Origin of the sequence: Candidatus Competibacter phosphatis, from assembly GCF_012939995.1 — a bacterium.
Taxonomy (GTDB): Bacteria; Pseudomonadota; Gammaproteobacteria; order Competibacterales; family Competibacteraceae; genus Competibacter; species Competibacter phosphatis.
In genome coordinates this window covers 1-25,034 of record NZ_SPMZ01000077.1, presented here as the reverse complement: position 1 = coordinate 25,034, position 25,034 = coordinate 1, and the positions used below count along the sequence as shown (strand labels likewise).

Here is a 25,034-nt window from a genome sequence, read left to right as displayed (position 1 = left end):
GGGAAGCCGTCGAACGGCACGGATCAGCAACCGTGTGGCTTCTCACCCACGAAAACCGGTGTTGGCCACCGCTCCACGGCCGTCATCGTCCCTTCCACAGCCACGCCGTGTTCCCTCGTCCGCGCGCCAGTTCCGAACCCGACCTGGCTCGTCTGATTCTCCGCAATGCCCAACGTCATGGGGTTGATCCTTTGTTGATCAAGGCGGTCGATCCTGGCCGAATCCGCCGGCCCGCGTTGGGCAACCAGCCCCGCCGGCNGCCAGNGATTGATGCAGTTGATGCCGGGCACCGCCGCCCGCTTCGGGGTGACCCACCCTGACGATCCGGCTCAGAACATCGCTGGTGGAACCCGCTATCTGCGGTGGTTACTGGATCGCTTTAACGGGAATGTAACATTGGCTTTGGCCGGTTACAATGCGGGTGAGGGTAAGGTAGATCGATATGGCGGGATTCCGCCGTATCGGGAAACTCAGCATTACGTGAGAACCGTACAACTCACTCATCGTTTACTGAGCCAACGGGTTGCTGATTTACAAGCGCCCTCCACGCCAAACAACCCAATCGGGAGGTGGCCGTGACGAGATGGCTTTTGCCGTTCAATCTTTCGTGGTTCTGTCTGACCACAACCGTCGCTTCGGCAGAAGAGAGTGATCCTTATTTTGGCCCCCATTCCATCACTCGCGAGGATGTCGCCGAGAACATCGTGTCGGTGGCATCTGGATACAGCTAGCCGATCCGGACCGCGCCCGCCGTCACGACGGTCATCACGGCGCAACAGATCAAAGATATCGGTGCACGCGACCTATGGGATGTGCTGAAAACCGTACCCGGCTTTTTCTTGGGCGAAAACACGATTCAAATAGAACCCATCATTTCCGTGCGTGGATTCAAGTCCTCGTTTAACCAAACCATCCTGTTTCTGCTCGATGGAATACCACAGACCAATCAAGTGACCGGAGATCGGGCAGCGGTGTTGGGCATCGTGCCGCTGGACATCATCGAACGGGTGGAGATCATGCGCGGTCCCGGTTCGGCCCTGTACGGCGCCGACGCCTATTCTGCCGCGGTGAACATCATCACCCGCCGCGCACCACCCCAAAAATCCCAAGCCACGGTGGGTATCGGTTCGCAACAAATGCGCGATGCCCGCTGGTTCGGCGGCGGTCGCGCGGGCCATTTCAAAATCGTGGGCGCGCTGGAATATCGGGAGACCGACGGCAATGCGCCGCTGATCGCGGCCGATTCGCAAACGATTCTGGACGGGCTACTCGGCACACAAGCCTCACGGGCACCCAGTGAGGCCAATACTCACCTCCGCCTGTTTGGCGCGCAACTGAATGTGACCAGCGAGAACATCGCGTTCATGTTGCGGACTTCGCTCGGGCGCGATCTCGGAATGAACGTCGGTTTAGCCAACGCACTCGATCCATTCGGCCGAGTGGACATCACCACCCTTGAGGGCCGATTGACCTGGACGACCCACCGTGATGATTGGGCGGCAAAAATCGTCTTGGACGAGCTGTACTATCAGTCGGTCCTAAACAATGCCCATTATTTTCCACCCGGTGCGTTCGGCATTTTTCCGGAGGGCGTCATCGCGAGCAGCGATACCCAGCAATACGAAACTCGATTGCAAGGGTCGGCGGAATACACCGGGTGGCCCGCCCATCATCTCAGCGTTGGTCTGGGGGCCGTGACGGGCAAAACACGGCAAAATTCGGAAAGCCGCAACTACACCTCGATCGACGGGGCGCTCATTCCCCTTGCAAACACCCAGACCATCCACGATCCTAATCTGTTGATGTTCGGCGGGCGCGAATTTTCCCACGATCTCCAATTCGTTTTCTTGCAGGACGAGTGGACCTTGGCGCCCAATTGGATGCTCACGTTGGGCATCCGCTACGACCATTACTCAGACTTCGGCGATCAATTCAATCCGCGCATCGCCTTGGTGTGGGACACCTCACCTTACCTCACGACCAAACTGATTTACGGCAAGGGTTTCCGAGGCCCGTCCCTGATCGACACCTCTTCCCGGCAAGCCCCCGCGTTCATCGGTAATCCCGATCTAGACCCCGAACGGATCGAAAGCTTCGAACTCGCTTTCGACTATCAATTCCGTCCCAATCTCATGACTCGCCTGAACCTGTTTCATCAGGAAACCGAGGATCAAATTCATATCGTTCCTGTCGGGAACCTAACCTCGACACCCATGAATGTCGCCAACCAAGTCGGCCGAGGGGTGGAATTGGAAGCACGGTGGGACATCGACCGTCACACGCAGCTTTACGGCGCCTATAGTTATCAAGTCAGCACCGATGAAACCACGGACACCGATGTCGGCTACAGTCCTCACCACATTCTCTACGCGCGCTGGCAACACCGGCAAACGCCGTGGTTCTTTTCGATTCAAGCGTGGTATGTCGGCCAGCGAGATCGGGGCATCATGGAATCCAGTTTCCCCGCCAAAACCTACACCCTCGTGGATGGCCTGGTGCGCTACGAGTTCACATCCGGGTTCGAGCTCGGCTTCCAAGTGAGAAACCTGTTCAACGCCGACGCCGAGGATGCCGTACCGGGATCGGCACTACCGGTGGACATTCCGTTGCCCGGCCGCACGTACTATTTTACGGTGACCAGCCGCTTCTAGCCGGTTTGGCCTTGATCGGGGTGAGGAATGGGTTCGAGCGACCCATCGGAGAACAAATATGATGCCCCACACCGTCGCTCGCATGGACAGTCCAGCGGCCGCGTCGATCCCACCCGCGCGCATCGCGTCGATCGATCGGCTTCGCGGTCTCGTCCTGGTGCTTATGGTGTTGGACCATGCCCGGACCTACCTGTCTGATCCCAGCTTCGATCCGCTTGATCTAGAACACACGACCCCCGGGCTGTTTCTGACGCGTTGGATCACGCATCTTTGCGCGCCGATCTTCGTCTGGCTCGCCGGCATGAGCGCCCACCGCCTGTCTTTGCAACTGGATCAAAACGCGCTGTCGCGCTTCCTCCTGACGCGTGGCTTATTCCTAATGGTCATGGAACTGACGGTGGTGTACATGGCCTGGACCTTCACCTTACCCGGTACTGGCTCTCCCGTTTTGGGAGTGATCTGGGCTATCGGTGGGTCGATGGTGGTGCTGGCCGGACTGGTGCGGCTACCGCTCGTGCTGGTCGGCGGGATCGGTCTGGTCATGATCGTCGGGCATAACCTGTTGGACGGCATCGACCCGGCCCGGCTGGGCGCGTTGGAGGCCTGGTGGCCCATCCTGCACGAGAAGGGACCGACGCCGATGGGCAAGGTCCTGTATCCGCTGGTCCCCTGGATCGGCGTCATGGCGGTGGGCTATGTATTCGGCGGTGTATTCGATCTGGAGCCGCGCCAGCGCCGAACCGTGCTTGTCGGTTTTGGGTGCGCACTGCTGGCGCTGTTCTTGCTGCTGCGACTGTCGAACGGGTACGGCGATCCGCACCCCTGGCCATTGCAACCGACGGCAACATTCACCCTGCTGTCGTTTCTCGACGCGAGCAAGTACCCGCCCTCGCTGATCTTCTTGCTCATGACTCTCGGTCCCGCTTCGATTCTGCTGGCGTACTGCGATCGCACCCGCTTGCCCCTTGCGGATCCACTCGCCACCTTCGGGCGGGTGCCGCTGTTCTTCTACATCACGCACCTCGTAATTGTCCGTTTGTTGGCTGGCGTCATCGCGTTATCGCTGGGTTTTGATCTGGCCCTGTTGCCGAAAGACCCGGTCGCGGCCGGCTGGGGCTTTGGGTTACCGGTCGTCTACGGGGCGTGGATCGGGATCGTGGTGGTGCTCTACCCGATGTGTCGCTGGTTCGCCGGAGTCAAGGCGCGACGGCGCAACCGGTGGCTTTCGTATTGTTGATGGCGAACCCCGACCCGAGTGGATGGCGCGGGGCCACAACGGACCTTCTGCGCGTGATCCTCGCCATGGCTTTTCTGTGGGTTCCGACCGCTGCGTTTTCGGCGTCGCTGCTCGTGGTGTACCCAGAGGCGCCAGAACCTTATCGGGAGGCGTTCGCCCAAATGATGGAGGGACTGGCGCGCACGACCCAACAACCGCTGCGCTCCAAAACCCTCACGGCCAAGACCACCCCCGAAGCCTTCCGAGACTGGCTGATGGACGCGGGACCCGATGAAACCGTGGTGTTGCTCGGGTATCAAGCCCTGAGCCTTTACGGTCGCGACCCGCCACCGGTTCGCCGTGTGATCGTCGGTGGCGTCAGCGTTCTACCCAGCCAGACCCCGCTTCCCGGCATCAGCCTGACCCTCGATCCGATGCTTTACCTGCACATGCTCCACACGCTGTTGCCCAACATTCGGCGTGTGGTGGTGTACTGCAATGCCCAGGAACAACCTTGGATCGCGCAGGTGGAACAGGCCGCGCTGGCCGCGCGGATCGAGGTCGAAAGGGTCATCGTCACCGATGCTTTCGACGTGGCTCGGCAACTCAGAATGACCTTTCAAACCCTCGATCCCAAAACCACGGCCCTCTGGTTCGGCCGCAATACGCTCACGCTGAACGCCGACCTCCTGTATTCCTATGTGTTGGAACAGACTTGGGATCGGGGCATCGCCGCCTTTTCCGAGACCGTTTTACTCACCAAGTACGGGCTTCTTTTCGCCCTTTATCCCAATTACACCGAGGTCGGCGCCGAGATCGGCGCTTTGGTTCGGCAGCAGACCCATCCGGCGGGTTTACAGTTTTCGCGCGCCAGCCAGTTTGCGTTCAACCGGCGAACAGCCCGGCACTTGGGCATTGCTTTACGCGATGACGTGATCCGTCAGGCCAAACCCTTGTTCCCCGAACCCTGAGGTCCGCATGAACGATTCGCGATCATCCTTAACCTTACGCCAGTTGTTGGGTGGCCTCTATTTGATCGGCATGATCTCCTTAACCGCCAGCGTCATCGCTTTCCTGCAACAACGATTGACCGATTATTTCCACCAAGCCTTGGTGGAGAATGGCCGCACCATTGCGCAACGCTTGGCCGAGGACGGCCGTTTGTCGATCATCCAGGGCACGAGCGAACCGATCCGGCCCCGGCTGGAAACCGTCATGAACTACCCGAACGTGACGGGCATCGTGCTAGCCACCGCCCAGGGCAAAATCTTATTGGCGCTGGGACCGCAAGCCACGCCACCACATTCGGTATCGGCGACAGACCCTTCGACGGGGCCGACTCACAAGGTTGAAGACACTGATGCGCTGACGATTATCGCCCCCGTTTTCGATCAGGGCACGCCGTCTGGCATTGATCCGTTTTCCGGCCCCTTGGGGGCTGAAGCACCAGTCGCGTCGCCACAATCACCGAATATTCTTGGATTCGCGTCACTCACCTTGAGCAAAACCCAACTGCAACACGATATTCGTGCGCTGCAAGATCAGATCGCTGTCGTGATGGGCGTCGGCATCTCGATCTTCACGATTGGGACGCTGCTTCTGTTGCGTCAGATTACCAACCCGATCCAGCAATTGGCGCGCACCATGTGCGATCCCGAAACCGTTCAACATTTTCGGCAAGTCGAGGTGCGTGGTGTCCACGAGGCGCGGTCCATCGCCACCGCTTTCAATGCCCTGATCGCTCGGGTCGCCGCGATGCACCACGCACTGCTGGCCCACCAAGCGGATTTGGCCCAGCGCGTCGAGGAAGCGGTACGAGAAATGAAAGCGCAAAACGCCAAACTGGCGCAGGCTCGCGAGCAAGCGGAAGCTGCCAGCCGGGTCAAATCGGAGTTCATGGCGAACATGAGCCACGAAATCCGCACGCCCCTGCACGGTTTTATGGGCTTTATCGATCTTCTTACCAAAACTCGGCTCGATCACACCCAGCAGGGCTATCTACACCTGCTTAAACACTCCGCGAGCAGCTTGTTGGTCGTCATCAACGGCATTCTCGATTTCTCCAAGCTGGAAGCCGGGAAAATGCCGTTGCGCATACGACCTTTTCAGCTTGAGGAAATGATCAAAACCACCGTGCGATTGTTCGATCCCAACGCCAGCGCCAAAGGCTTAATACTGGAGATTGAGATCGATCCTGACTTGCCCGAGACGGTTTCGGGCGACCGCCAACGGCTGGCGCAAGTCGTCCATAATCTCGTGGACAATGCGATCAAGTTTACCGAGCGAGGCCGCGTGCGCGTTCGGGTCGGCGGCTGCTTTCAGCATGATGGCGCCTTCCTTTGCCACCTGATCGTGCAAGATACCGGGATTGGCATTCCGCGCGCTCATCAATGTTCAATCTTCGCCGCCTTCAATCAAGTCGATGCGTCCACCACTCGCCAGCAAGGCGGCACCGGCTTGGGACTGGCGATTTGCAAGCAATTGCTGGATTTGATGCGGGGCCGGATCGAGGTAAGCAGCCAGGGGGGCGCGGGTTCCGAATTCCGGGTGGAGGTGCCGTTATCCATCATCGAGGCGATGGAATCGACCGACGAATCGCCATCCGAGCCCGCCGCCTTCGAAGACCATTTCGAATATGTGCCGCCGCCCTTATCTCTGCCTACCGAGCTGTTCGACTCGATATCGCATTCAGCAACGTTACGGAGCGAACCGCCTCGCCTGCTGGTGGTGGACGACAACCTGACGAATCGCACTTTCGCCAAAGTTACATTCTCTCGCCTGGGTGTCGAGGTGGTGATGGCCGAAAACGGCCTCGATGCCTTGGAAGCGTGCCGCCGGCAGCGTTTCGACATGATCTTGATGGACATTCGGATGCCGGGACTGGATGGACTGGAAACGACTCGGCGGATTCGCCGGGAGCGCGCCAATCCAAACTGCCGGGTTCCCATCATCGGTCTGACCGCCGACCTGTTGAACGTGGATCGGCAAAGCTGGAAGGAAGCGGGAATGAATGACTGCTTGTTCAAACCCTTGAGCGAGGATCGCTTGAGTCAGACCTTTGCGGCATGGGGTATCGACCAGAGGTCCACTGCACTTCCGATGCCGAATTTTCGGAGAATGACGCCATGAGCTTGCCCGAAGCCGCCGCCGCCCTGTTGGATTTAGAGCACCTGAAACGTTTTAGCCAAAACCCGCAAGGACTTCGCGAGTTGATCGACGCTTTCCTGGACACGACGGAACCGATCCTGAACGAGTTGGAACGAGTCAGTCGCCAGCAAAATGCAATGGAATTTCACCAGATTTTACACGCCTTGAACGGCGCGGCGAACAGCGCGGGCGCAAGGGCGATGGCCGACCAGTGCAAGGTGCTTGCCCAACAGCGGGAGCCGGAACGACGGGTCGCCATCCTCCACGACCTTGCGGACTGCTTCCAGCGAACCCGTGAAATGCTGAAAGCCATCCTGGTTCCATTATCGACCGAGACCCGAGACGCCGGCCCGCTCGATGTCGCGCGGAAAACCTTGTTGCTGGTGGAAGACAACGCTTCGGCGCGAGCCTTGCTGCACGCGATACTCGCTGATGAGTACGAGTTGATCGACGCCGAAACCGGCGAAACAGCCCTGAGAGTTTGCGAGGGCGCGGTCGTGCCGGACGCCGCTATTGTCGATTTGAATTTGAGGCGCTCCCACTGCTCCGGCTTGGACGTCCTCCAACAACTCGGCAACCGGATTCCGGCCATCGTGTTGACCGTGGATCGTTCTCGCGATTCCATGCGAGCGGCTATCCGGGCCGGGGCGTGGGCCTACCTGAACAAACCGCCGGACCCGGACCTCCTGGTGACCGCCGTCGAGGCGGTCATCGCCCGCGCACGCGGCATCACCGATCCGTCCGCACCCGGTACGTTCGACCTCGCGACCGGCTTGGTCATGGCCGCCCACTCCCTCGATCCAATCGAGGCTCAACAACTGATCGCCACCGAGGCGATGGCCCAGCGCCGGAAACCCGCCGACTTGGCCGAGGAAATCGTGGCGATGCAGCGCCTTCACAACCGCATGGCCCGCGCCGCTCGATGCCGGGTGGCGCTATCCAACGAACCGCCTTCTTGACAGATCAAGAATGAATCACTAATTTTTTCACCGTTGTCGCTTGCTCTTGTCGGGAGACAACGCCTTCGCTGCCTGATCAAAAAGCCGGCGGAGTTTACAGTAGGCTATACAACGGCCTTTCCCTGGTCCGATCCCAGCCGGGCGTTTGATGCCGGTCGTCCCTCACCCTAATCGGCGGCACGACTCCTTTACCTTGGTCCGCTTCGCGGCTTGTCGCGAGGCGATAGGTGAGTTGTCGCTGTTGAGGGGTGAACTTATGTTTCTAACTTTTCTGCATTTTCTCTTTTCGACCGTCGAACGTCGGCCTTTCGCGTTCTCGCTCCCGCTTGCTCGCGACCCTGCAATTCATTCCGTCATTCCTGTTTCCCCCGCCGGCCTGAATCCCGCTCGTGCTCGCTGCCGCGCGGCGGGACCGCTTGCGGCCGACCGGGAAACGGCTATGATAGGACAATATCCCGCAACGGGATTTAGGCGGCCCCCACCGTTTTTCGCGGTGAGGACCTGACCACAACTGCAAAGTAGGTGCAATCATGGCTACTCACCGCGTGCATGATACGGGTTTTCCGCCCGCGTTCGACTTTCGACTTGTCCCAGATGTCTTGGCGGCGATGGAAAGACTCACGGCCCGCCGCCGTCCCATTACACCCACGACGCTCGCCCGACAGTTGCGAACCCGTGCAAGCGTTGCCACCCCCACGCTCTCGCAAATCGAAGCCACCCTGCGCCAAGTCGAACATTGGCGGCAACAGATCCTGACCCGTGACCTGCTTCAGCACTATCGAGAACTCATCGTGCTGCGCCAGCGCGTGGAAACGGAGCAACAACAACTAGCCGAGGATTGGGTGTACCTGAACCGGATGCTCCAGGATACCCAGACCATCCTGGAAAACGCCGCGTCGATGGAGGGGCGGGCGCTGACTGGCGCGGAGGTGAAACAGCCACTACAATAGTGCCCACATCAGTACCATTCGTGGACGTTTGCATGAACGCGAAAAGGCAAACGCCCCAGAACCCCCAAATTCGTTTGGCAGCGAGACAAGGGTTCAAGGGCGTCAGGCGCGGTGGTGTGCGGCGCGGTTCACAGTATAGCCGCCCGCATTCCCGTTTGCCAAGTAGTACCCCGGCGGAAAGGGAAGACGGGCGTGACCGCCACTGACCCGCCGCTGCCCATTTTCGCCCGGATCACCGTTGAAGATCCGCCCTTTCCGAGCGCGTCCCCGGACCGGCTAGCGATTGCCCTCGCCAGGGTGGTCACCGGCACCGGCAACCGCTGCGGGCACGACCCGGCCGCTCCGCGCTGGTTCGAACCCCCGCCCCAGCACGCCGCCCGACCCAAGATCCTCCTGCAACTCCAGGAACGGGTCCGCGCCTACTTCGATGACCCCAAGGTCCTGCCCAGCCTCAACGCCGCCAACGGCTCACCCCGGCAACAGCGCAGCGAGCGGCGGGAAGCCTGTCTAGACCTGTTGGGCGCGCTGGTGCACTACCTTGACCTGGCCACCCTGCGAGTGGGGATACCCCAGGCCGACGGCACCCTTCAGGGGCTATCGCTGGCGTTTCTAGCTGAAAAAGCCGGACTGGGCCGGCGCCGAGCCGAACGGGCCTGCCGCGATCTGTGCAAGGCCGGGCTGGTCAACATCCACCCCCGCGCCCAAAAGACCGAGGACGGCCACTATCGGGGTCTGCCGGCCATTCGCGGCGTACCCGAAGCCCTCTTCCAAGTCTTCGGCCTCAGCAAATGGCTTCAGCATGAGCGGGACAAAGCGGTCAAGCGCCATCGCCGCCATCGGCGCCGGCACGACGACGCCGCCACGGCGGCCGAGCAAGGCCGGCGCGAACTGAACTTAGAAGCCCTCCGGCAGCGCGCCGAAACCGCCGCCCCAGCGGTACCCACTGAAACGGCGGCCATGGACACCGCGCGACGCGACACCGCCCACGCCGCGCTGGGCGCGCTACTGGGCAAGCTGCGAGGGCGACCGCCCGACTGAAGCGGGGCGTTCCCGCCCCGGCCCCGACTCGCTCCCCGCCGCCCCTTCGATCTTATTGGGGTCAGGCCCGCGCCGCCGCGCGTCGGCCGTCCCTCATTTTCCCGTACCCTTCGCCGTCCGATCCCCCACCGAACGGACCGGGCGGGCGATATCCACCGCCGAATCGGACCCGTCACGACCCGCCACGGTTCGCCACACCTCAATCGGCCGTCATTAAGTGTCGAGTTCTTTCCCCATAACTGTCGAGCGCCACGCGGAACCGCCCCTAAGCCGCCCTTTAGTGTCGAAGGCTCCCAACGTTAGGTGGTGGCGCTTTTATTCAATAGCTTTTTTCAGAACCTTCAATCCAAAAACCTGCAAACCTCAACATCCCGATACGCAATCGGAACACCGATCACTCGATGACTATTCCTCTTCAACCACGTCAACACCGACCAAGAAACGAGGGTGTGAACGGCTTGGTTTTGAGTACCATGGGGGGGATAACGTGCGACCGAGCTAGAGCGAATCATGAGCAAATCCGACCACCGCGCCATCCAGACTCTCCACAACCGCTTGCAAGAACGGTTTCCCCTGGCGTTTCCGAAACACTATGATGACCTTCGACCGCTCAAGATCGGTATCCTCGCCGATGTGATCAAACAATTGCCCGACGTCGACCCAACCGCATTACGCCGGGCGCTGGCCAACCATACGAGTCGGGATGGCTACTTGCTGGCTCTGATTCACGGCCGGGGGGGATCGACGCTACGGTTTGGATGGCCAACCCGCCGGAACCGTGACCATGGAGGAGCGGGTGGAAGCCCAAAAACGGCTCGATGCGTCCACAAAGCGCGGCCAGGACCAAGCCGAACGAGTACGGATACACAAGGAGCGGGAGGAGAAACGCCGCCAGCAGCGGGAGATTGAGCGGAAAAACCGCGAGGCGAAGGCGGCGAGGAAAGCCGAGCACGAGCGCGTCCAACAGGAGATCGCGGCCCGCAAGGCGGCCCTGATCGCCCAGGGCATCACGCCGGAGTCCCGCTCGGAGCGCAAGCGCCGCTTGGCCCGTGAGGCGGCCGAGCGGGCGGCACATGGACCTCACGCGCAAACCGTGTCACGGGACACGAAATTGGAACGGTTTCGTTCCCCCTCCGGCCCGGTTTCCACCCAGCCCGGTCCACCAGAACCCGCGACCATCAAGACCACGCCCGGCCGACCACCGGCGTCCCCTGGTGAACGACCCGAGCAACTCCCCGATCAAGTCCGTACTTCCCCTGCCAAGCCCATGCCACAGGTGAAGTATAAGAAACGGCGGACCATCCCCTTAGACTCTCTTTTCGGTCCTAAGAACGACAGTAAGGAAAATCCAAGCTAAAGCTAATCCCCTCTATCATATTAATGGTTAATATAGTATATATTATTCTAAATTTTATTATCATATAAACGGTATTAATCGTTAATACCTGGAGTTTTTATGCCTGCAAAAATTGTTGTAATTGCCAATCAGAAAGGTGGTTGCGGTAAAACCACCATCGCCATGCAAGTGGGTGGAACGTTAGGGAGAGCCGGCAACCGTGTGTTGATCGTAGACGCCGATCCACAGGGAACAGCAACCCGCTGGGCCGCCAGCGCTGCGGATGAGTCTTCATTTCCAGCCCATGTTGCAGGTTTAGCCGCCGCCGGAGGCAAGGTACACCGTGAAATCAAGAAGTACCTCGACAGCTATGACTACATCCTGGTGGATTGTCCACCAGCAGTAGATTCGCCTGTCCCGCAATCGGCACTTTTGATTGCCGATGTTGCCCTCGTTCCAATCATTCCTTCCCCTGCCGATTTATGGGCAGCTACGGGGACAAGGGGCTTGATCGAACGAGCGGGCGACATTAATACAGCCCTACAAGCGCGGATGGTAGTCAATATGCTGCAATCCAACACTTCTATGTCTAAGGAGGTCCTGGAGGTCCTGGAGGATTTTGGCATCCCACTAACCCTAGCCAAGCTGCATCTTCGGACTGCTTACCGCCAAGCTGCTGTGTTTGGGGGTACCGTTCATGACTTGGGACGCGAGGCTGCCAAAGCAGTGCAGGAAGTGGAAGCTCTAGCTCATGAAATTCTCAGTTTATTTAAAAATAATTAGTATGGATAATATGATATATATCATATAAACGATTATAATCATATTAACTATATAAAAACGTTTATTTATAGGTGAAGCATGATTAAACGTCGAGGTCAGATGGCGGACTCAATGCGCAAGTCACTCACAGACGAAACAGCACGAGTGCAGGATCGATTTGCAAAGGCTGAAACATTTTTTTGGCAACTCTCAGCCCGCTGCTCATAGTGAATCAAAAGTTGATTCTGAATTTGTAGTCCCAAAGGTGGTAAGGGATACATTCAGCTTGCCACCGGCCGAATATGCATTATTGGAGCAACTCCGCGCACGAGCCTTAGCCTTGGGGCAGGTAGCCAACAAAAGTGAGTTTGTCAGGGCGGGGTTACGTGCGCTTATTGATATGCCAGAGCCTGATTTTCGCCAAGCTATCGCTCAGGTGGAAAAGATCAAACCAGGCCGACCAAAATACAAATAGCACAAATAGTACAAATAGTAATAATTATATTATTGGTTATTATTATTTGTACTTTTATGAGATCGCCATGGTTCATCCTGGGCGTGATGCCAGGGCAATCGCGCTATGAGGGGAGTTGACAGGAAGCTGCTGACCCAGGTAACGGGAGGAGGTTGACTTGATGGAGAGAACTGATGCTGCCCCAACTGTTGGACCCACGCCCGTATTTTGCCCACCTGCCCGATCCGCGCCGCGAGACCCAAAACAAGCTCCATAACCTGCATGATATTTTGATGATGGTGCTGTGCGCGGTACTCAGCGGCGTCGAGGATTGGGTGGGGATGGAAGCGTTTGCCGAGGAGAAGGAAACGTGGCTGCGGGGCTTTCTGGAGCTACCCAACGGCATTCCCTCGCACGACACCTTGAGCGATGTCATGGGACGGATCGATCCAGGGGCTTTCCAGACGGCCTTTACCGCCTGGGCGACGGCGGCCTTGCCGGGCTTGGCCGACGAGCAGGTCTGTGTCGATGGCAAGGCGGTCCGGGGCAGTCGGAAAGGTGACGACCCTGCCGTCCATCTCGTGAGCGCGTTTGCCGGGCGGGCGCGCTGGGTGCTGGCGCAACGGGCCGTCGCGGAGAAATCCAACGAGATCACGGCGATTCCCGACCTGCTGGGCCTGCTCGACCTGGAGGGGGCGGTGGTGTCGATCGATGCGATGGGCTGCCAGAAAACCATCGCCCAAACCATCGTTGACGGCGGCGCGGATTATGTGTTGGCGCTGAAGGACAACCATCCGACCTTATGCGAGGACGTGCGACTCCGGCTGGACGCCGAAGTGGCGCGCGGGCACCTGACCGCGCTGGAAACGGTGGAGAAGGACCACGGCCGGATCGAAATCCGGCGCTACGCCCTCGGCGACCGGATCGACTGGCTGGAAGCGAAACCGGACTGGGCCGGCCTCCAGGCGGTTGGGCGAGTCGAGTCCACCCGCATCATCGGCGACCAAACCAGCACCGAATGCCGTTATTTCCTGTGCTCGTTCCCGGATCGGGACCGGTTCGCCGCCATCGTGCGCGGCCACTGGGGCATCGAAAACCAACAGCACTGGGTCTTGGACGTCCAATTCGGCGAGGATGCTTGCCGGACCCGCAAGGACCATTCCGCCGAAAACCTGGCCTTGATCCGTCGCATCGCCCTCAACGTGTTACGCCATAACGGCCCGCCGCGTGACAGCATCCGCCGTCGCAAACTCCGCGCCGCTCTCAACGATGAGTACCGGTTGCGCCTGCTCCTCGGCCAACCCAGTCCAGCGACTACATAGCGCGATTGCCCTGTGTCAGGCACATCATGGTTAAAAGTAATAATAATACAAATTATTATTAAGGTAATAAAAGTTATTATTTTATTTATTTTATAAATAATTTTTATGATTAATACTATTAATATATTTTACACTTTTCACTATAATTCATCATGTTAATGATTAAGATGACTAAGAAAAGCGATCATGCCGATTACCCTCGAACTTCGCCCCTTGTACCCGTCCAACTGGCGAGAACTGGCAAATTGGATCAAGTTTGAGCGAGCGGGAGGACACTGCGAGTGGTGCGGCCGGCCGCACGGCGTGCGGGTGCTGGTGGTCGGGGAGGGCGGCTGGCTCGACCCCGAGACCGGCGAGCGGTTCGACGAGCGCGGGCGGTCGCTGGGCCTTTGCCACCAACCGGACTGGCCGGCCGGGCGGTTCGTCACCACGATCCTGAGCTGCGCCCACCTCGACCAGAACCCGGCCAACAACGACCCGTCAAACCTGGCGTCCCTGTGCCCGCGCTGTCACTTACGGCATGATCGGCGCCAACATATCCAGAGTGCCTACCGCAACCGGCGCAAGCAGTGGGCGGTGCGGGATTTGTTCGATTGATCGAGGTGAGACGATGGCCGATCCGAGCCTAGCCGTTGCCGATCCCGCGCCCGCGTCGGCACCCAACATCTTGGCGCTAGCCGAAACCTACCCAGCCTGTTTCGATGGCGAGAACCCCCGGCCGCTCAAGCTCGGCATCCACCATGATCTGATGGCGGCCGGCTTCGAGAAAGCCGCCGTCAAACGGACACTGGCGCGCTACTGCAACCGACCGCGCTACCGGAAAGCGCTGCGTGCGGGCGCGATCCGCATCGATTTACAGGGCCAGCCGGCGGGCGTGGTCACGGCGGCCGAAGCCGAAACCGCCCGGGCTGACCTCGCCGCCTGGACCGCCCGGCAACCGGAGCGGGTTGAACCGGAGGACGTTTGCGAGGGAAGTTGGCTAGGCTATTTTTAGTCGGTGATCCCCCGTGCAGGCCGGGCAGGCGCGGGCCATCGTTACGGATGACGAGGAGAATCGAAAATGACTCTGCTTGTCTTTTGCGGCGTCTGGCCATCTACAATTTGAAGCATGGATCGGGTAATCGCAATGTGCGCCCAGTCAAAAAAAACATGGAATCAACGACGATGACCGAAACAAAAATTTATCTCGATTTGGCTCCCGAACTGCGTCGCGTGCTCGACGACAGCGGGTTGACGCTAGAGGATGTGCTGCGCCGAGAAGGGGTGGATTTGCCGCTGAGGATCGGTGAGGCGGAACTGCCCGCCGCCATCGAAGGCGAACGGGAACGGGACATCGGGCTCGTGCTCATGGGCGCCGCCGGTTTGACCTTGTCCATCGGCGCGGCGGCCTCGATGGTCATTTTGGCGCTTTCGCGGTTTTTCCGAGACCGAGAGAATGCGCCGAAGGTGGCTGAGAAATGTGTGGTCCAGGAAATCACCGGCGCGGACGGCAAGCCGCGAAAGGTGCTGGTCCCGGAAGCGCAATTTATCCAGCCCGACCAGGCTGCCAGCGCGACCGAAATCGACGCGACGCTCAATCTCACGGATGGCGCCGTGGTCAAGTTCCGCTCTGAAGACAGGCCGAGCCCGTAAGCTCGCTCCATTCTCGTGACCCGCCGAGCTTTTCTCCTGGGCCGCAACACGGGCAGCCTGCGCCACTGCCTGGCGTGCGACGAAGAGACCGGGGCGCTGCAAGCCTGCGACGTGCAATTGATGAAATGTTGCCTGCTCCGGCACGGGTTCCAGGTGACGCTCGCCGAGCGCGAGGCCAACGCGGGGCACATTTTTAATCAATTGAATGCGGTCATCGCGACGTGCGCGCAGGAAGACACCTTCGTATTTTATTTTTCCGGCCATAGCCTGACCCGGCAACGCGATTTCTTCCTGGTTCTCGCCAACGACAAGGATAATTTCAGCAATCTGTACCTTGCTTCGCAGCTCATCGCACAGCTGCGAAGCTGTAAAGCGGGTAGCAAACTACTGATCCTCGACTGCTGCGAGGCCGGGCAGGCGGTTTATCAATGGACGCCCGCCAACGAGGATAATTTCCGGGTATTGGCGGCCACGAATCGGGCCGAGCGGAGCAAGGAATTTGACGATCTCGGGGCCGGCGTGTTCACCCACTATCTCTACCGTGCCCTCACCGAGCCCGAATTGTGGGTTCCCGACGAGACCGGAATCGTCGATAAAAGGGGCACTATTTGGGTCAACGAACTGGCCAAGTGGCTGCGTGTCGCCATCGCGAACTATGGCGTTCGACAGCAAAGGCAGGTTCCCCTTCCTGAACTCTACGGACCTTTCAGCCAAAACATCCTGCTGGCGGAAGGGTTACCCCTCCATCGACACACCTTCGTTTCGAGTGCCCGCCTTGGCAAACTGAGAACCCTGCTCGAACGGGCCAATCTGCCGGCGAACACGCTTCAACAATGCTTCGATGATGTCCTCGGCAAAATCGAGCCCAGACGAACCCCTCCACCGGCCTATGCGGGCGGCGAAGGGATCCTGCTCGACCATCTGCTCGATTACTGGATCGAAACCGGCCACTTGCAGCGGGCCAACGTGCCGGTTCCCCTGCTCGAATTCGTCGCCCGCCTGGCCGATGCGGCGGTCAACGCCCCGGCCCTCCGGGACTGGGTGAACGCCGAGGCGGCGAGTCTCGGCCTGACGCCGGCAATCATTCGAGAGATCGGAAAAACCCGTGATCTCCCCGGACCACGAACGGATCAACCGCTTTACCTGATGATCGCGCTCGCGCCCAACGACGCCAATAATCAGTACTATACCGCGCAGGCTTGGTTCGTGGACGACCGCCAGAAGCAGCATAACGTGCGCACGGTCGACACCCGCTTCGCCCCGAACCAGATGCCGGCGCTGCTGGAAACCACGTTCGAGCATCCCCTGGTCAATACCGCTCGGGAAAAAGCCGAAAAGCCGCTGACTCTAGAGTTTTTCCTACCCAAGCACCTGCTCGACGCCGACCCGGATGCCTGGACCCCCGGCCCCGGCCCCGAACCCGACGAGCCGCGCGAACCGGTGTTGACGTACCACCACAACGTCGTCGTGCGTTCCTGGGAACGCCTGCCGCCTCGCGGCAAATGGACGGCTAGCTGGGCCGTGTATTGGAACAAGTACGAAGCCTGCCGCCGATGCCCGCCCAGCGCCGCTTGCGTCGCCTGGGTAACGGAGCACAACACCCGATATGGCAGTACGCTCGACGAGGGCAAGTGTCTTTTCGTCTTGAATTTCGAAGTGACGGATCGACTGCAACTGCTGACGCCGCTGAGCCAAGGCGTCGCCATGCTGCTGTGGTCGCGGAAAGGCTGGAGCGACGAAATGGCGACGCTGTTGCGACAGCGCATGGAACGGCATCCGCTGGGCGAGCTGCCCGACGCGCTGCGGGAAGTCAGGCGCAAATGCTGGGATGAGAGCGGCGAAGAGGATAAGCACACCGGCCACCTGAGCTTGCTGTGGGACGATCCGCACCGGCTCCCCGAGGGTCGGGAGCCGCAGCAATTGTCGAACCCCCTGGAATTCTAGAGGATTGCCAATGGCGAACGAAGCGACCACCCCCGACGACGGGAAGACAGGATGGTGGGTTTATCGGGGCACGGGCGAATACAACGACGACAACCGGTTGAGTCCCCGAGTGATCGCCGGTCTCAAACCCGGCGATACGCCGCCGTGGCGGCGGTTCGACCCGGAAGCGAACCGCAGGCGGGGCGCTGAATTCATTCCCGAACCCCACGAGATCGAGCGGGTCAACGCCGCCCTGCTGCTGCGCCGCCCGCTGCTGGTCACTGGCCGGCCGGGCACCGGTAAAACCTCGCTGACCTACGCCGTGGCCCACGAATTGGGCTTGGAACCGGTGCTGCGCTGGTCCATCACCAGCCGCACCACGCTGAAGGACGGACTCTATCACTACGATGCCATCGCCCGCCTGCAGGACATTCCCCAGACGGGCGAGCAAAAGGGCGAACGGCCGCCGATCGGCGACTACATCAAGCTCGGGCCGCTGGGCACGGCTTTTCTGGGGAAAAAGCACGAGGAAACCTATTACCCCCGCGTGCTGCTGATCGACGAAATCGACAAAAGCGACATCGACCTGCCCAACGACCTGTTGCACGTCTTCGAGGAAGGCGAATTCGAGATTCCCGAGCTCAAACGGCAGAAAGAGTCCCGATTCGAGATCGAGCCCTGGGACGGTGGGGCGAAAGTCGAAATTCGCGAGGGCAAGGTGCAATGCCGCGCTTTCCCCATCATCGTGATGACCAGCAACGGCGAGCGGGAGTTTCCCCCGGCGTTCCTGCGCCGCTGTCTGCAACTCGAAATGCGCCCGCCGGCGCGCGGCAAGCTCCAGCGCATCGTCGAGGCCCGCCTGGGGCCGGCGGGCGCGCATGACGCCAAGATCGCCGACCTGCTCGGCCGGTTTCTGGCCGATCGAGACGATAAAAAGAAAGACCTCGCCACCGACCAATTCCTCAATGCTGTTTTCCTGATCCTGCACGACATCGACCCCTTGCAAGGGGTCCGACCCCTGGAAGACAAGGACGCCTTGATCGAGGCCCTGTGGAAGTCGCTCAGCGAGGAACGGTGAGCGGGTTGCCCGTGACGAGGAGCGGGCGGCGTGCAGGCGCGATCTCCATGACCCGCTCCATCGGGCGTCGGCATGGATGAGCTTGCACGCGCCATCGCCGTGCTGCACGGGGCTGGTTTCGAGCCGACGCCGGAAGAATTGGCCGACGCGTTGTGGCTGGCGCGGCGTAGAGCCGTTCTGGAGAATGCGTTCGGCTCGCTCCCTTCGCGACCCGACCGGTCCGAGCGCGAATCGTCCCGTCGGGAACAACTTGCCGACCAAACGACCGGCGAAACTCCAAAAGACAGTTCGATGTCCCGCCGTCGGGCTGAGCCCGAAGGCACTCTGCATCGGTATGTCCGTCCCCGACCGGGGCCGGCGGGTTCGACCGAGAGCGCCGGAGCGACGTCCTTTCGGGCGCCGGCCGTGCCGATGTTGCCCGAAGCCTTGCGGCTGGGCCGCGCGCTCCGGCCGCTCAAGCGCCGCGTGCCGTCGCGGGTCCAGGTCGCTCTGGACGAGGACGACACCGTGCAGCGCATCGCCGAGCAGGCGTTGTGGCTGCCGGTTTTCCGGCCGAGTCCCGAGCGCTGGCTGGAACTGGCGCTGGTGGTGGACGGCTACAGTTCCATGGTCATCTGGGAGCCGCTGCTCGCCGAGCTGCGGCGCCTGTTCGAGCGCAGCGGCGTGTGCCGCGACGTGCGGGTGTGGCGGCTGGTCGCGGATTCGTCGCGCGGCGAGGCCCGCCTGCGCCTGGCTAACGAGAGCGGCCGCTGCGTGCGGCACGTTCGGGAACTGGTGGAGGGGACCGGACGCCGCCTAATCTGGGTACTAAGCGATTGCGTGGCGCCGTACTGGCGGGACAACGCGGCGCTGTTCGATCTGTTGCGGCTGTGGAGCCGCTCCAATCCGCTGGCCTTGGTGCAGATGCTGCCGCAACGCTTTTGGCCGCGCAGCGGGCTGAGCGACATGATGCCGATCAACCTGCGCGCCGGGGAGCCGGGAGCGCTCAACGCCCGGCTCCGCAGCGACGAGCCGTGTCCCTCTGCTAGCCTCAAGTTGCCGGTTGTGGCCCTCGAACCCGAATCCATGGCGTTCTGGGCCAGCTTGTTGACGGGACGCGGCAACGTCTGGTCGGCCGGCGTCGCGCTGACCCGGCGCGAATCCGCCCCGCCGGCGGAGCCGGAGCGGAACGCCGTGGCCCCGATGACCGCGCCCAGCGGTCTCGAACGGCTGGAACACTTTACCGCCACGGCTTCGCCCGAGGCGCAGGAGCTGGCCGCGTGGTTTGCCACCGTGCCGCTCACGCTGCCGATCATGCGGTTAGCGCAGCAGGTTTTGCTGCCACGGTCGCGGCTGGTTCACCTGGCGGAGGTGTTCCTGAGTGGCTTGCTCGGGCGGGCCGACCGGGAGCTGGAGGAAAAGGACCGGGAAACCGATCCCCTCAAGATCCCGTTCGACTTTCTCCCGGATATCCGCGAGCTGCTGCTGGACAGCCTGCCGGTTTCGGAAGTGGAGCGGGCTACGCGGCGAATGGCGGTGTCCATCGAGCAGCGGCTCGGACAAGCGGCCGATTTCCTCGCTCTGCTGGTCGATCCCACCGTCCCGGGTAAGCTGCCGCTCCAAACTCGCAGCCTGCCCTTCGCCAAAATCCGGCTCAAGGTTCTCCGCCGGCTGGGGGGTGGCTATAGCGGCCAAGCGACAGAATTGGCGGAAGCGATCAAGCGAGTCGAGCGGGGTATCCCGCCCGAACCGGTGGAATCGGTGGCGCCCGACCAGCCCACCCCCTTCCGTGACCGCTTCCCCGATGGCACCCCTGGCCCGGCCATGATCTGGCTGCCGGGCGGCATCTTCACGATGGGAGACGACCAGTTCGGGCGAGACAACGAGAAACCCGCTCACCCGGTCACCCTGAGCTATTTTGGTATCGGCCAATATCCGGTCACCTTCGCGGAGTACGACCGCTTTTGCGAAGCCACCGGCCGGGAAAAGCCGAATGATCGAAACTGGGGTCGAGATCGCCGGCCGGTCATCTACGTATCCTGGGACGATACCCAGGCGTACTGCCGGTGGCTGAGCCAACAGATCGGCCAGGATTACCGACTATTGACCGAAGCGCAGTGGGAATACGCCTGTCGAGCGGGGAGCGATGCCGCTTACTGCTTCGGCGACGACGAGAAACCACTGCGCGACTATGCCTGGTACGGCGAGGACTGGAGTAAGGGCTCCACGCATCCGGTCGGCGAGAAGCGGGCCAATGCCTGGGGCCTGCACGATCTGCATGGCAACGTCTGGGAGTGGGTCCAGGATTGGTTTGGAGCGTACTCGAAAGCGCCTCAGCACGATCCGAGTGGCCCCGAGTCGGGCTCCAACCGGGTCATTCGCGGCGGCTCCTGGTTCTTCGGCGCCGTGTTCTGCCGGTCGGCGTACCGCTACGGGAGCGTCCCCGGCCGCTGCGGCAACGACCTGGGCTTCCGCCTGGCGAGGCTTGGCCCTTTGTCCTCTTACCCTTTTACCCTGCCGCCGGAGCCGGAGCTGGAATGGCCCACGGAACCGGTGCCGGGCCTGCGGGACCCGCTCGCGGACGGGTCTCCGGGGCCAGCCATGGCGTGGCTGCCGGGTGGCGCGTTCCGCATGGGGCAGGACGACAGTCCTTACGAGGATGAAAAGCCGGCCCATGAAGTGGAAGTGAGCGGCTTTTCCATCGGCCAGTACCCCGTGACCTTCGAGGACTACGACCGGTTTTGCGCGGCCACGGGCAGAGAGCAGCCGAATGACTCGGAATGGGGCCGAGGCGCTCGGCCGGTGATCAACGTCTCCTGGGAAGACGCCACAGCGTACTGCGAGTGGCTTTCGGAGCAGACCGGAGAGCACTACCGGCTACTTACAGAGGCAGAATGGGAGTATGCCTGTCGCGCGGGCAGTGTCGCTCGCTACTGCTTCGGAGAGGACGAGCGACAGCTCGAAGACTATGCGTGGCACTCGAAGAACGCTGGAAGTAAAACGCATCCGGTCGGAGAGAAACGAGCGAATGCCTGGGGACTCCACGACGTGCACGGCAACGTCCTGGAGTGGGTCCAAGACTGGCACGCGAACGACTACTACCGGCGGAGTCCGAGAGAGAATCCCACCGGCCCCGAGTCGGGCTCCATCCGGGTCATTCGCGGCGGCTCCTGGCTCGACGTCGCCGTGTACTGCCGGTCGGCGTTCCGCAACAGGAACGACCCCGGCAGCCGCAACTACGACCTGGGCTTCCGCCTGGCGAGGACTGGCGCTTGGCCCTCTAACGCTCTTACCCTGGCGCGGTGGCGAGCGGCGGAGCCGTCCGTTTGGGCGGAAAGCGAAGTCGAGCGAAAACCGGCCTATCGAGCCTACGACGGTTTTCGGGACCGCCTGAAAGACCGTACCGAAGCGCCGGAGATGGTGTATCTGCCGGGTGGAACCTTCAAAATGGGCAATCTTCGGGGGAAAGGCTTCGAGTGGGAAAGGCCCGTCCACGAGGTCACCCTCGATGCCTTCGCGATGGGACGGTATCCGGTGACGGTGGGGGAATTCCGGCGCTTCGTGGACGCGACGGGTTACCAAACCGAAGCCGAACGGCGAGGTGGCGCCGATGTGTACGACGGTAAAGAGTGGGGTCAAAAGGCCGATGCCCACTGGCGCAATCCTCGTTTCACCCAAGAGGACGCTCACCCGGTGGTGTGCCTGAGCTGGAACGACGCCGCGGCGTACTGCGAGTGGCTCTCCGAACAGACCGGAGAGCGCTACTCGCTGCCGACCGAGGCGGAGTGGGAGTATGCCTGCCGGGCTTCGAGCGAAACGGAGTATGGCTTCGGAGACGACGAAGCGCGACTCGGAGAGTATGCTTGGTACTCGAAGAACTCGGAGGGCAAAACGCATCCCGTGGGGCAGAAGCGAGCGAATGCTTGGGGGCTCCACGACCTGCATGGCAACGTCTGGGAGTGGGTACGAGACTGGTACGGAGCATACTCGAAGAAGTCCCAGCGGAATCCGAGCGGCCCCGAGACGGGCTCCCTCCGGGTCGTTCGCGGCGGCTCCTGGATCTTCGTCGCCGTGAGCTGCCGGTCGGCGTACCGCAACTGGCTCGGCCCCGGCCTCCGCAACTACGACCTGGGCTTCCGCCTGGCGAGGCGCGTATAGCTTGGCCCTTTTACGCTTTTACCCTGGCCGCGCGCAGCGCGGCCCGCGTTGGTGTTGAACGGACCGATCCATTCATGCATGTGCGCGTCTTCACCCTGCGGTTCGACCCCGTCACCGAGCGTTTCGACGACAGCGCGGTGGTGGGGTTGCATATTCCACGCAAATTGGACGGCCGTTCCACGGCAAAGTGGACAGTCGGAGCGAAGCGACGCGAGGGGTTGAAATTGTTTACTCCTGGGTGTGTTCCTCCGTCAAGGTTAGCCGAAGTTTTCGCAGGGACTCGCCGGTCAGGGCGAGCGGATGGGTTCCGTTGAGGCCGGTCTCGTCGTAGTTGGCGCGGTTGGGGTCGGGTTCGTTTCCCCAGGGATAAATCCGGCCATCCGCGCCGCGCGCCGCTTTTTCCCATTCCACCTCCGAGGGCAAGCCGATGCCCAGGGAACCCTCAGCTAACGCAACAGAACCGTGCGCTATACCCCCATCGTGGTATCGGCAAACACGAGTGGGCGATACAAGTCCGCGAACAAAGGGGTTGCCGCTATACCCGTTATCGGTGGCACCACCTCGGCGCGAGTGATACTGCGTGGCAAGCCGAACGCGACTGGCCAAACTACGACACCAACAATACCCACAAGGTCGTGTAAAATTAATATTACATAATATGTATTTTATGCAACCCGCTGGTGGAAAATATTCGGAACAAGCGCCCGTTTCGAAGGTGCCTTAGATTCCGCTAGGGGGTTATACCATTTCTTTATAGGTTTTATTAAAACGTAGGCCTTCTGCTTAAGAGAATTCAACGATTAATATGAAATGGCTACTGATAGAAATTACCGAAACTATAGAAGAGCTCAAGGCGATCATGCATTCCCAAGCCAAAGCAAAACTCAAAGAGCGGGTTCATGCTTTATATGTATGGAAGGCAGGTATTGTTAAAGAGATAACCGATTTGGCGGGCTTATTAGGTCGATCCGAATCGACGATTCGCTTGTGGTTTGCCCGCTATCAGGCAGAGGACTTGTCAGGCCTATTAGCTTGGAATTATCGAGGAGGTAAACGGCCAGCGCTCTCGGGGGCTGTCCTAGAGGCATTGCAAATCCGACTCCAAGAACCGGATGGATTTCGGAGTTATGGCGAGATACGGGATTGGTTGGCGAACGAACAAGGTCTGGACATTCCATATAAAACGGTGCATCAAACCGTTCGTTACAAACTGAAAGCCAAATTGAAAGTCGCTCGGCCCACCCATCGGCTCCGGGCTGAAGCAGCGGTGGTCGACTTTAAAAAAAACTCCCCGGGCGACTTGAAATAATAGATGTTTTTCAATCGATTGACGATCAAGAACCCAAGCCAATCCGTTACTGGTGTCAGGACGAAAGTCGATTCGGTTTAAAAACATTGACCTATCGGGTGGTTACCGCGCTCGGCATCAAACCCCGAGGTTTGATCCAATGGCCCTTTGAAGCCTTGTACACTTATGGGGCGGTCGAGCCCATGACGGGCGAAAGCTTTTTTTCTATTGTTTTCCCACTTGGATAGTGATTGCTTTCAACTGTTTCTCGACGAATTTGCCGCCGCTTATCCCGCATCACTGAATATCGTGCAATTAGATAACGGCGCTTTTTCATAAGGCCAAGCAGCTTGAAATTCCAGAGAATGTGGTCTTATTATTCCAACCGACCTACAGCCCAGACGTCAATCCTATTGAGCGGGTTTGGCAATATTTGAAAAAATAGGACAGTTGGTTAAGGTTTGAAACCTTAGCCAACCTGCAAACACATCTTTGCCAACAACTCAACGCACTCAGTCGGGAAACTATCGCTTCACTGACCGGTTACCCTTTTATTCTATCAGCCTTTGAAAAATTCAATCTATAGTTTTCCTATTTTACTTGTGGATAGTTAGACATAATTACAGTAATACATTTTTTACAGAGGTGGCCTTAACAATGTTAAAGTTAGAAGAAATTATTGACGCTACGGAAGGTCGCGAAAATAAAAAAGAGCGATTGCTGTTAAGATGGTCCTGCTTGGCTTTAAAATAAAAGACATTTGTGACTTATTGGAAGTCTCCGATGCGTTTGTCAGCAAATGGAAGATCATCTATGAAAATGAAGGTGCCGGTGGACTGCGATTGCATTACAAAGGCGGCCCTAAATTTTTTAACGGACGCCCAGCGACGTGAAATCTGTTTTCATTTGAGAGATAAACCTCATTATAGTGTGGAAGAACTCAGGGACTTGATCGAGCGACGCTATGATGTCGTTTATCAATCGAAACAATCTTACTACGATATTCTGAAAGAAGCGGGACTGAGTTGGCATCGAACTCAGGCGACGAACCCGAAAAGAGAAAAAGGGTCTGGTGTTGCTGAAACAAGAGGAGATTAAAAAAACTGGAGGCTCGGCAGGCAGAAATAGCAGAAGGTCAAGT

22 protein-coding genes and 2 pseudogenes are annotated in these 25,034 nt (G+C 59.8%); 23 read left to right on the top strand and 1 reads right to left on the bottom strand.

Annotated features, from left to right (window positions below):
• Positions 1 to 167: 167 nt before the first annotated feature.
• The 19 genes and pseudogenes from E4P82_RS19415 to E4P82_RS19325 form a co-directional block, all read left to right on the top strand.
• Positions 168 to 579: pseudogene (locus E4P82_RS19415) on the top strand (lytic transglycosylase domain-containing protein); the annotation flags it as partial.
• Between the two features lie 155 nt (positions 580 to 734).
• Complete coding sequence (locus E4P82_RS19410) at positions 735 to 2,651, top strand: TonB-dependent receptor (protein ID WP_312915811.1); 1,917 nt, start codon at positions 735 to 737, stop codon at positions 2,649 to 2,651.
• 58 nt (positions 2,652 to 2,709) lie between these two features.
• Positions 2,710 to 3,888 carry an acetyltransferase domain-containing protein gene (locus E4P82_RS19405; protein ID WP_169250423.1) on the top strand — a complete coding sequence of 393 codons (1,179 nt, stop codon included), beginning with the start codon at positions 2,710 to 2,712 and terminating at the stop codon, positions 3,886 to 3,888.
• Positions 3,889 to 3,953: 65 nt separating this feature from the next.
• Positions 3,954 to 4,838: a type 1 periplasmic-binding domain-containing protein gene (locus E4P82_RS19400; protein ID WP_169250422.1), complete on the top strand. Its 885-nt coding sequence runs from the start codon at positions 3,954 to 3,956 to the stop codon at positions 4,836 to 4,838.
• Between the two features lie 7 nt (positions 4,839 to 4,845).
• Positions 4,846 to 6,996, top strand: coding sequence for an ATP-binding protein (locus tag E4P82_RS19395; protein ID WP_169250421.1), 2,151 nt, complete (start codon positions 4,846 to 4,848; stop codon positions 6,994 to 6,996).
• Complete coding sequence (locus tag E4P82_RS19390; protein WP_169250420.1) at positions 6,993 to 7,973, top strand: response regulator; 981 nt, start codon at positions 6,993 to 6,995, stop codon at positions 7,971 to 7,973. Before E4P82_RS19395 ends, E4P82_RS19390 begins: the two co-directional genes overlap by 4 nt.
• A 608-nt stretch (positions 7,974 to 8,581) precedes the next feature.
• Positions 8,582 to 8,923 carry a hypothetical protein gene (locus E4P82_RS19385; protein ID WP_169250419.1) on the top strand — a complete coding sequence of 114 codons (342 nt, stop codon included), beginning with the start codon at positions 8,582 to 8,584 and terminating at the stop codon, positions 8,921 to 8,923.
• 192 nt (positions 8,924 to 9,115) lie between these two features.
• A complete protein-coding gene (locus E4P82_RS19380) occupies positions 9,116 to 9,961 on the top strand; it encodes a replication protein RepA (RefSeq protein WP_169250418.1) in 846 nt (281 codons plus the stop codon).
• Positions 9,962 to 10,471: 510 nt separating this feature from the next.
• A pseudogene (locus E4P82_RS23880) lies at positions 10,472 to 10,681 on the top strand (ProQ/FINO family protein); the annotation flags it as partial.
• A 34-nt stretch (positions 10,682 to 10,715) separates the two neighbouring features.
• Positions 10,716 to 11,318: a hypothetical protein gene (locus E4P82_RS19370; protein ID WP_246327741.1), complete on the top strand. Its 603-nt coding sequence runs from the start codon at positions 10,716 to 10,718 to the stop codon at positions 11,316 to 11,318.
• Between the two features lie 99 nt (positions 11,319 to 11,417).
• Positions 11,418 to 12,080 carry a ParA family partition ATPase gene (gene parA, locus E4P82_RS19365; RefSeq protein ID WP_169250415.1) on the top strand — a complete coding sequence of 221 codons (663 nt, stop codon included), beginning with the start codon at positions 11,418 to 11,420 and terminating at the stop codon, positions 12,078 to 12,080.
• A 157-nt stretch (positions 12,081 to 12,237) separates the two neighbouring features.
• Entirely contained in the window at positions 12,238 to 12,534 is a 297-nt protein-coding gene (locus tag E4P82_RS19360) for a hypothetical protein (protein WP_169250414.1), read from the top strand.
• Positions 12,535 to 12,707: 173 nt separating this feature from the next.
• Positions 12,708 to 13,835 (top strand): ISAs1 family transposase, encoded by a 1,128-nt coding sequence (locus tag E4P82_RS19355; protein ID WP_169250413.1) that lies wholly within the window; start codon positions 12,708 to 12,710, stop codon positions 13,833 to 13,835.
• Positions 13,836 to 14,021: 186 nt separating this feature from the next.
• The gene (locus E4P82_RS19350; protein WP_169250412.1) at positions 14,022 to 14,432 is read left to right on the top strand and encodes a hypothetical protein; all 411 of its coding nucleotides are present in this window, start codon (positions 14,022 to 14,024) and stop codon (positions 14,430 to 14,432) included.
• 13 nt (positions 14,433 to 14,445) lie between these two features.
• Positions 14,446 to 14,829 carry a ProQ/FINO family protein gene (locus E4P82_RS19345; protein ID WP_246327740.1) on the top strand — a complete coding sequence of 128 codons (384 nt, stop codon included), beginning with the start codon at positions 14,446 to 14,448 and terminating at the stop codon, positions 14,827 to 14,829.
• A gap of 83 nt (positions 14,830 to 14,912) precedes the next feature.
• A complete protein-coding gene (locus tag E4P82_RS19340) occupies positions 14,913 to 15,467 on the top strand; it encodes a hypothetical protein (RefSeq protein WP_169250410.1) in 555 nt (184 codons plus the stop codon).
• Between the two features lie 15 nt (positions 15,468 to 15,482).
• Entirely contained in the window at positions 15,483 to 17,411 is a 1,929-nt protein-coding gene (locus E4P82_RS19335) for a VMAP-C domain-containing protein (protein ID WP_169250409.1), read from the top strand.
• Positions 17,412 to 17,421: 10 nt separating this feature from the next.
• Positions 17,422 to 18,468, top strand: coding sequence for an AAA family ATPase (locus E4P82_RS19330; protein ID WP_169250408.1), 1,047 nt, complete (start codon positions 17,422 to 17,424; stop codon positions 18,466 to 18,468).
• Positions 18,469 to 18,540: 72 nt separating this feature from the next.
• On the top strand, positions 18,541 to 22,605 hold the full coding sequence (locus E4P82_RS19325) for an SUMF1/EgtB/PvdO family nonheme iron enzyme (RefSeq protein ID WP_169250407.1): 4,065 nt from the start codon (positions 18,541 to 18,543) through the stop codon (positions 22,603 to 22,605).
• 228 nt (positions 22,606 to 22,833) lie between these two features.
• Here the strand turns inward: E4P82_RS19325 and E4P82_RS22540 are convergent, their stop codons facing one another.
• Positions 22,834 to 23,028, bottom strand: coding sequence for a formylglycine-generating enzyme family protein (locus E4P82_RS22540; RefSeq protein ID WP_246327739.1), 195 nt, complete (start codon positions 23,026 to 23,028; stop codon positions 22,834 to 22,836).
• A 382-nt stretch (positions 23,029 to 23,410) separates the two neighbouring features.
• On the opposite strand from E4P82_RS22540, the gene E4P82_RS22535 reads away from it, so the two are divergent.
• The 4 genes from E4P82_RS22535 to E4P82_RS22525 all read left to right on the top strand — a co-directional run bounded on the left by E4P82_RS22535 (position 23,411) and on the right by E4P82_RS22525 (position 24,991).
• Positions 23,411 to 23,914 (top strand): helix-turn-helix domain-containing protein, encoded by a 504-nt coding sequence (locus E4P82_RS22535; RefSeq protein WP_246327738.1) that lies wholly within the window; start codon positions 23,411 to 23,413, stop codon positions 23,912 to 23,914.
• A 346-nt stretch (positions 23,915 to 24,260) separates the two neighbouring features.
• Positions 24,261 to 24,338 (top strand): transposase, encoded by a 78-nt coding sequence (locus E4P82_RS22530; protein WP_312915808.1) that lies wholly within the window; start codon positions 24,261 to 24,263, stop codon positions 24,336 to 24,338.
• 283 nt (positions 24,339 to 24,621) lie between these two features.
• A complete protein-coding gene (locus tag E4P82_RS23875) occupies positions 24,622 to 24,786 on the top strand; it encodes a helix-turn-helix domain-containing protein (RefSeq protein WP_169250406.1) in 165 nt (54 codons plus the stop codon).
• Positions 24,707 to 24,991, top strand: a complete 285-nt coding sequence (locus tag E4P82_RS22525) for a winged helix-turn-helix domain-containing protein (RefSeq protein ID WP_246327737.1) — start codon at positions 24,707 to 24,709, stop codon at positions 24,989 to 24,991. The genes E4P82_RS23875 and E4P82_RS22525 overlap by 80 nt, the downstream gene beginning before the upstream one ends.
• Positions 24,992 to 25,034 lie beyond the last annotated feature (43 nt).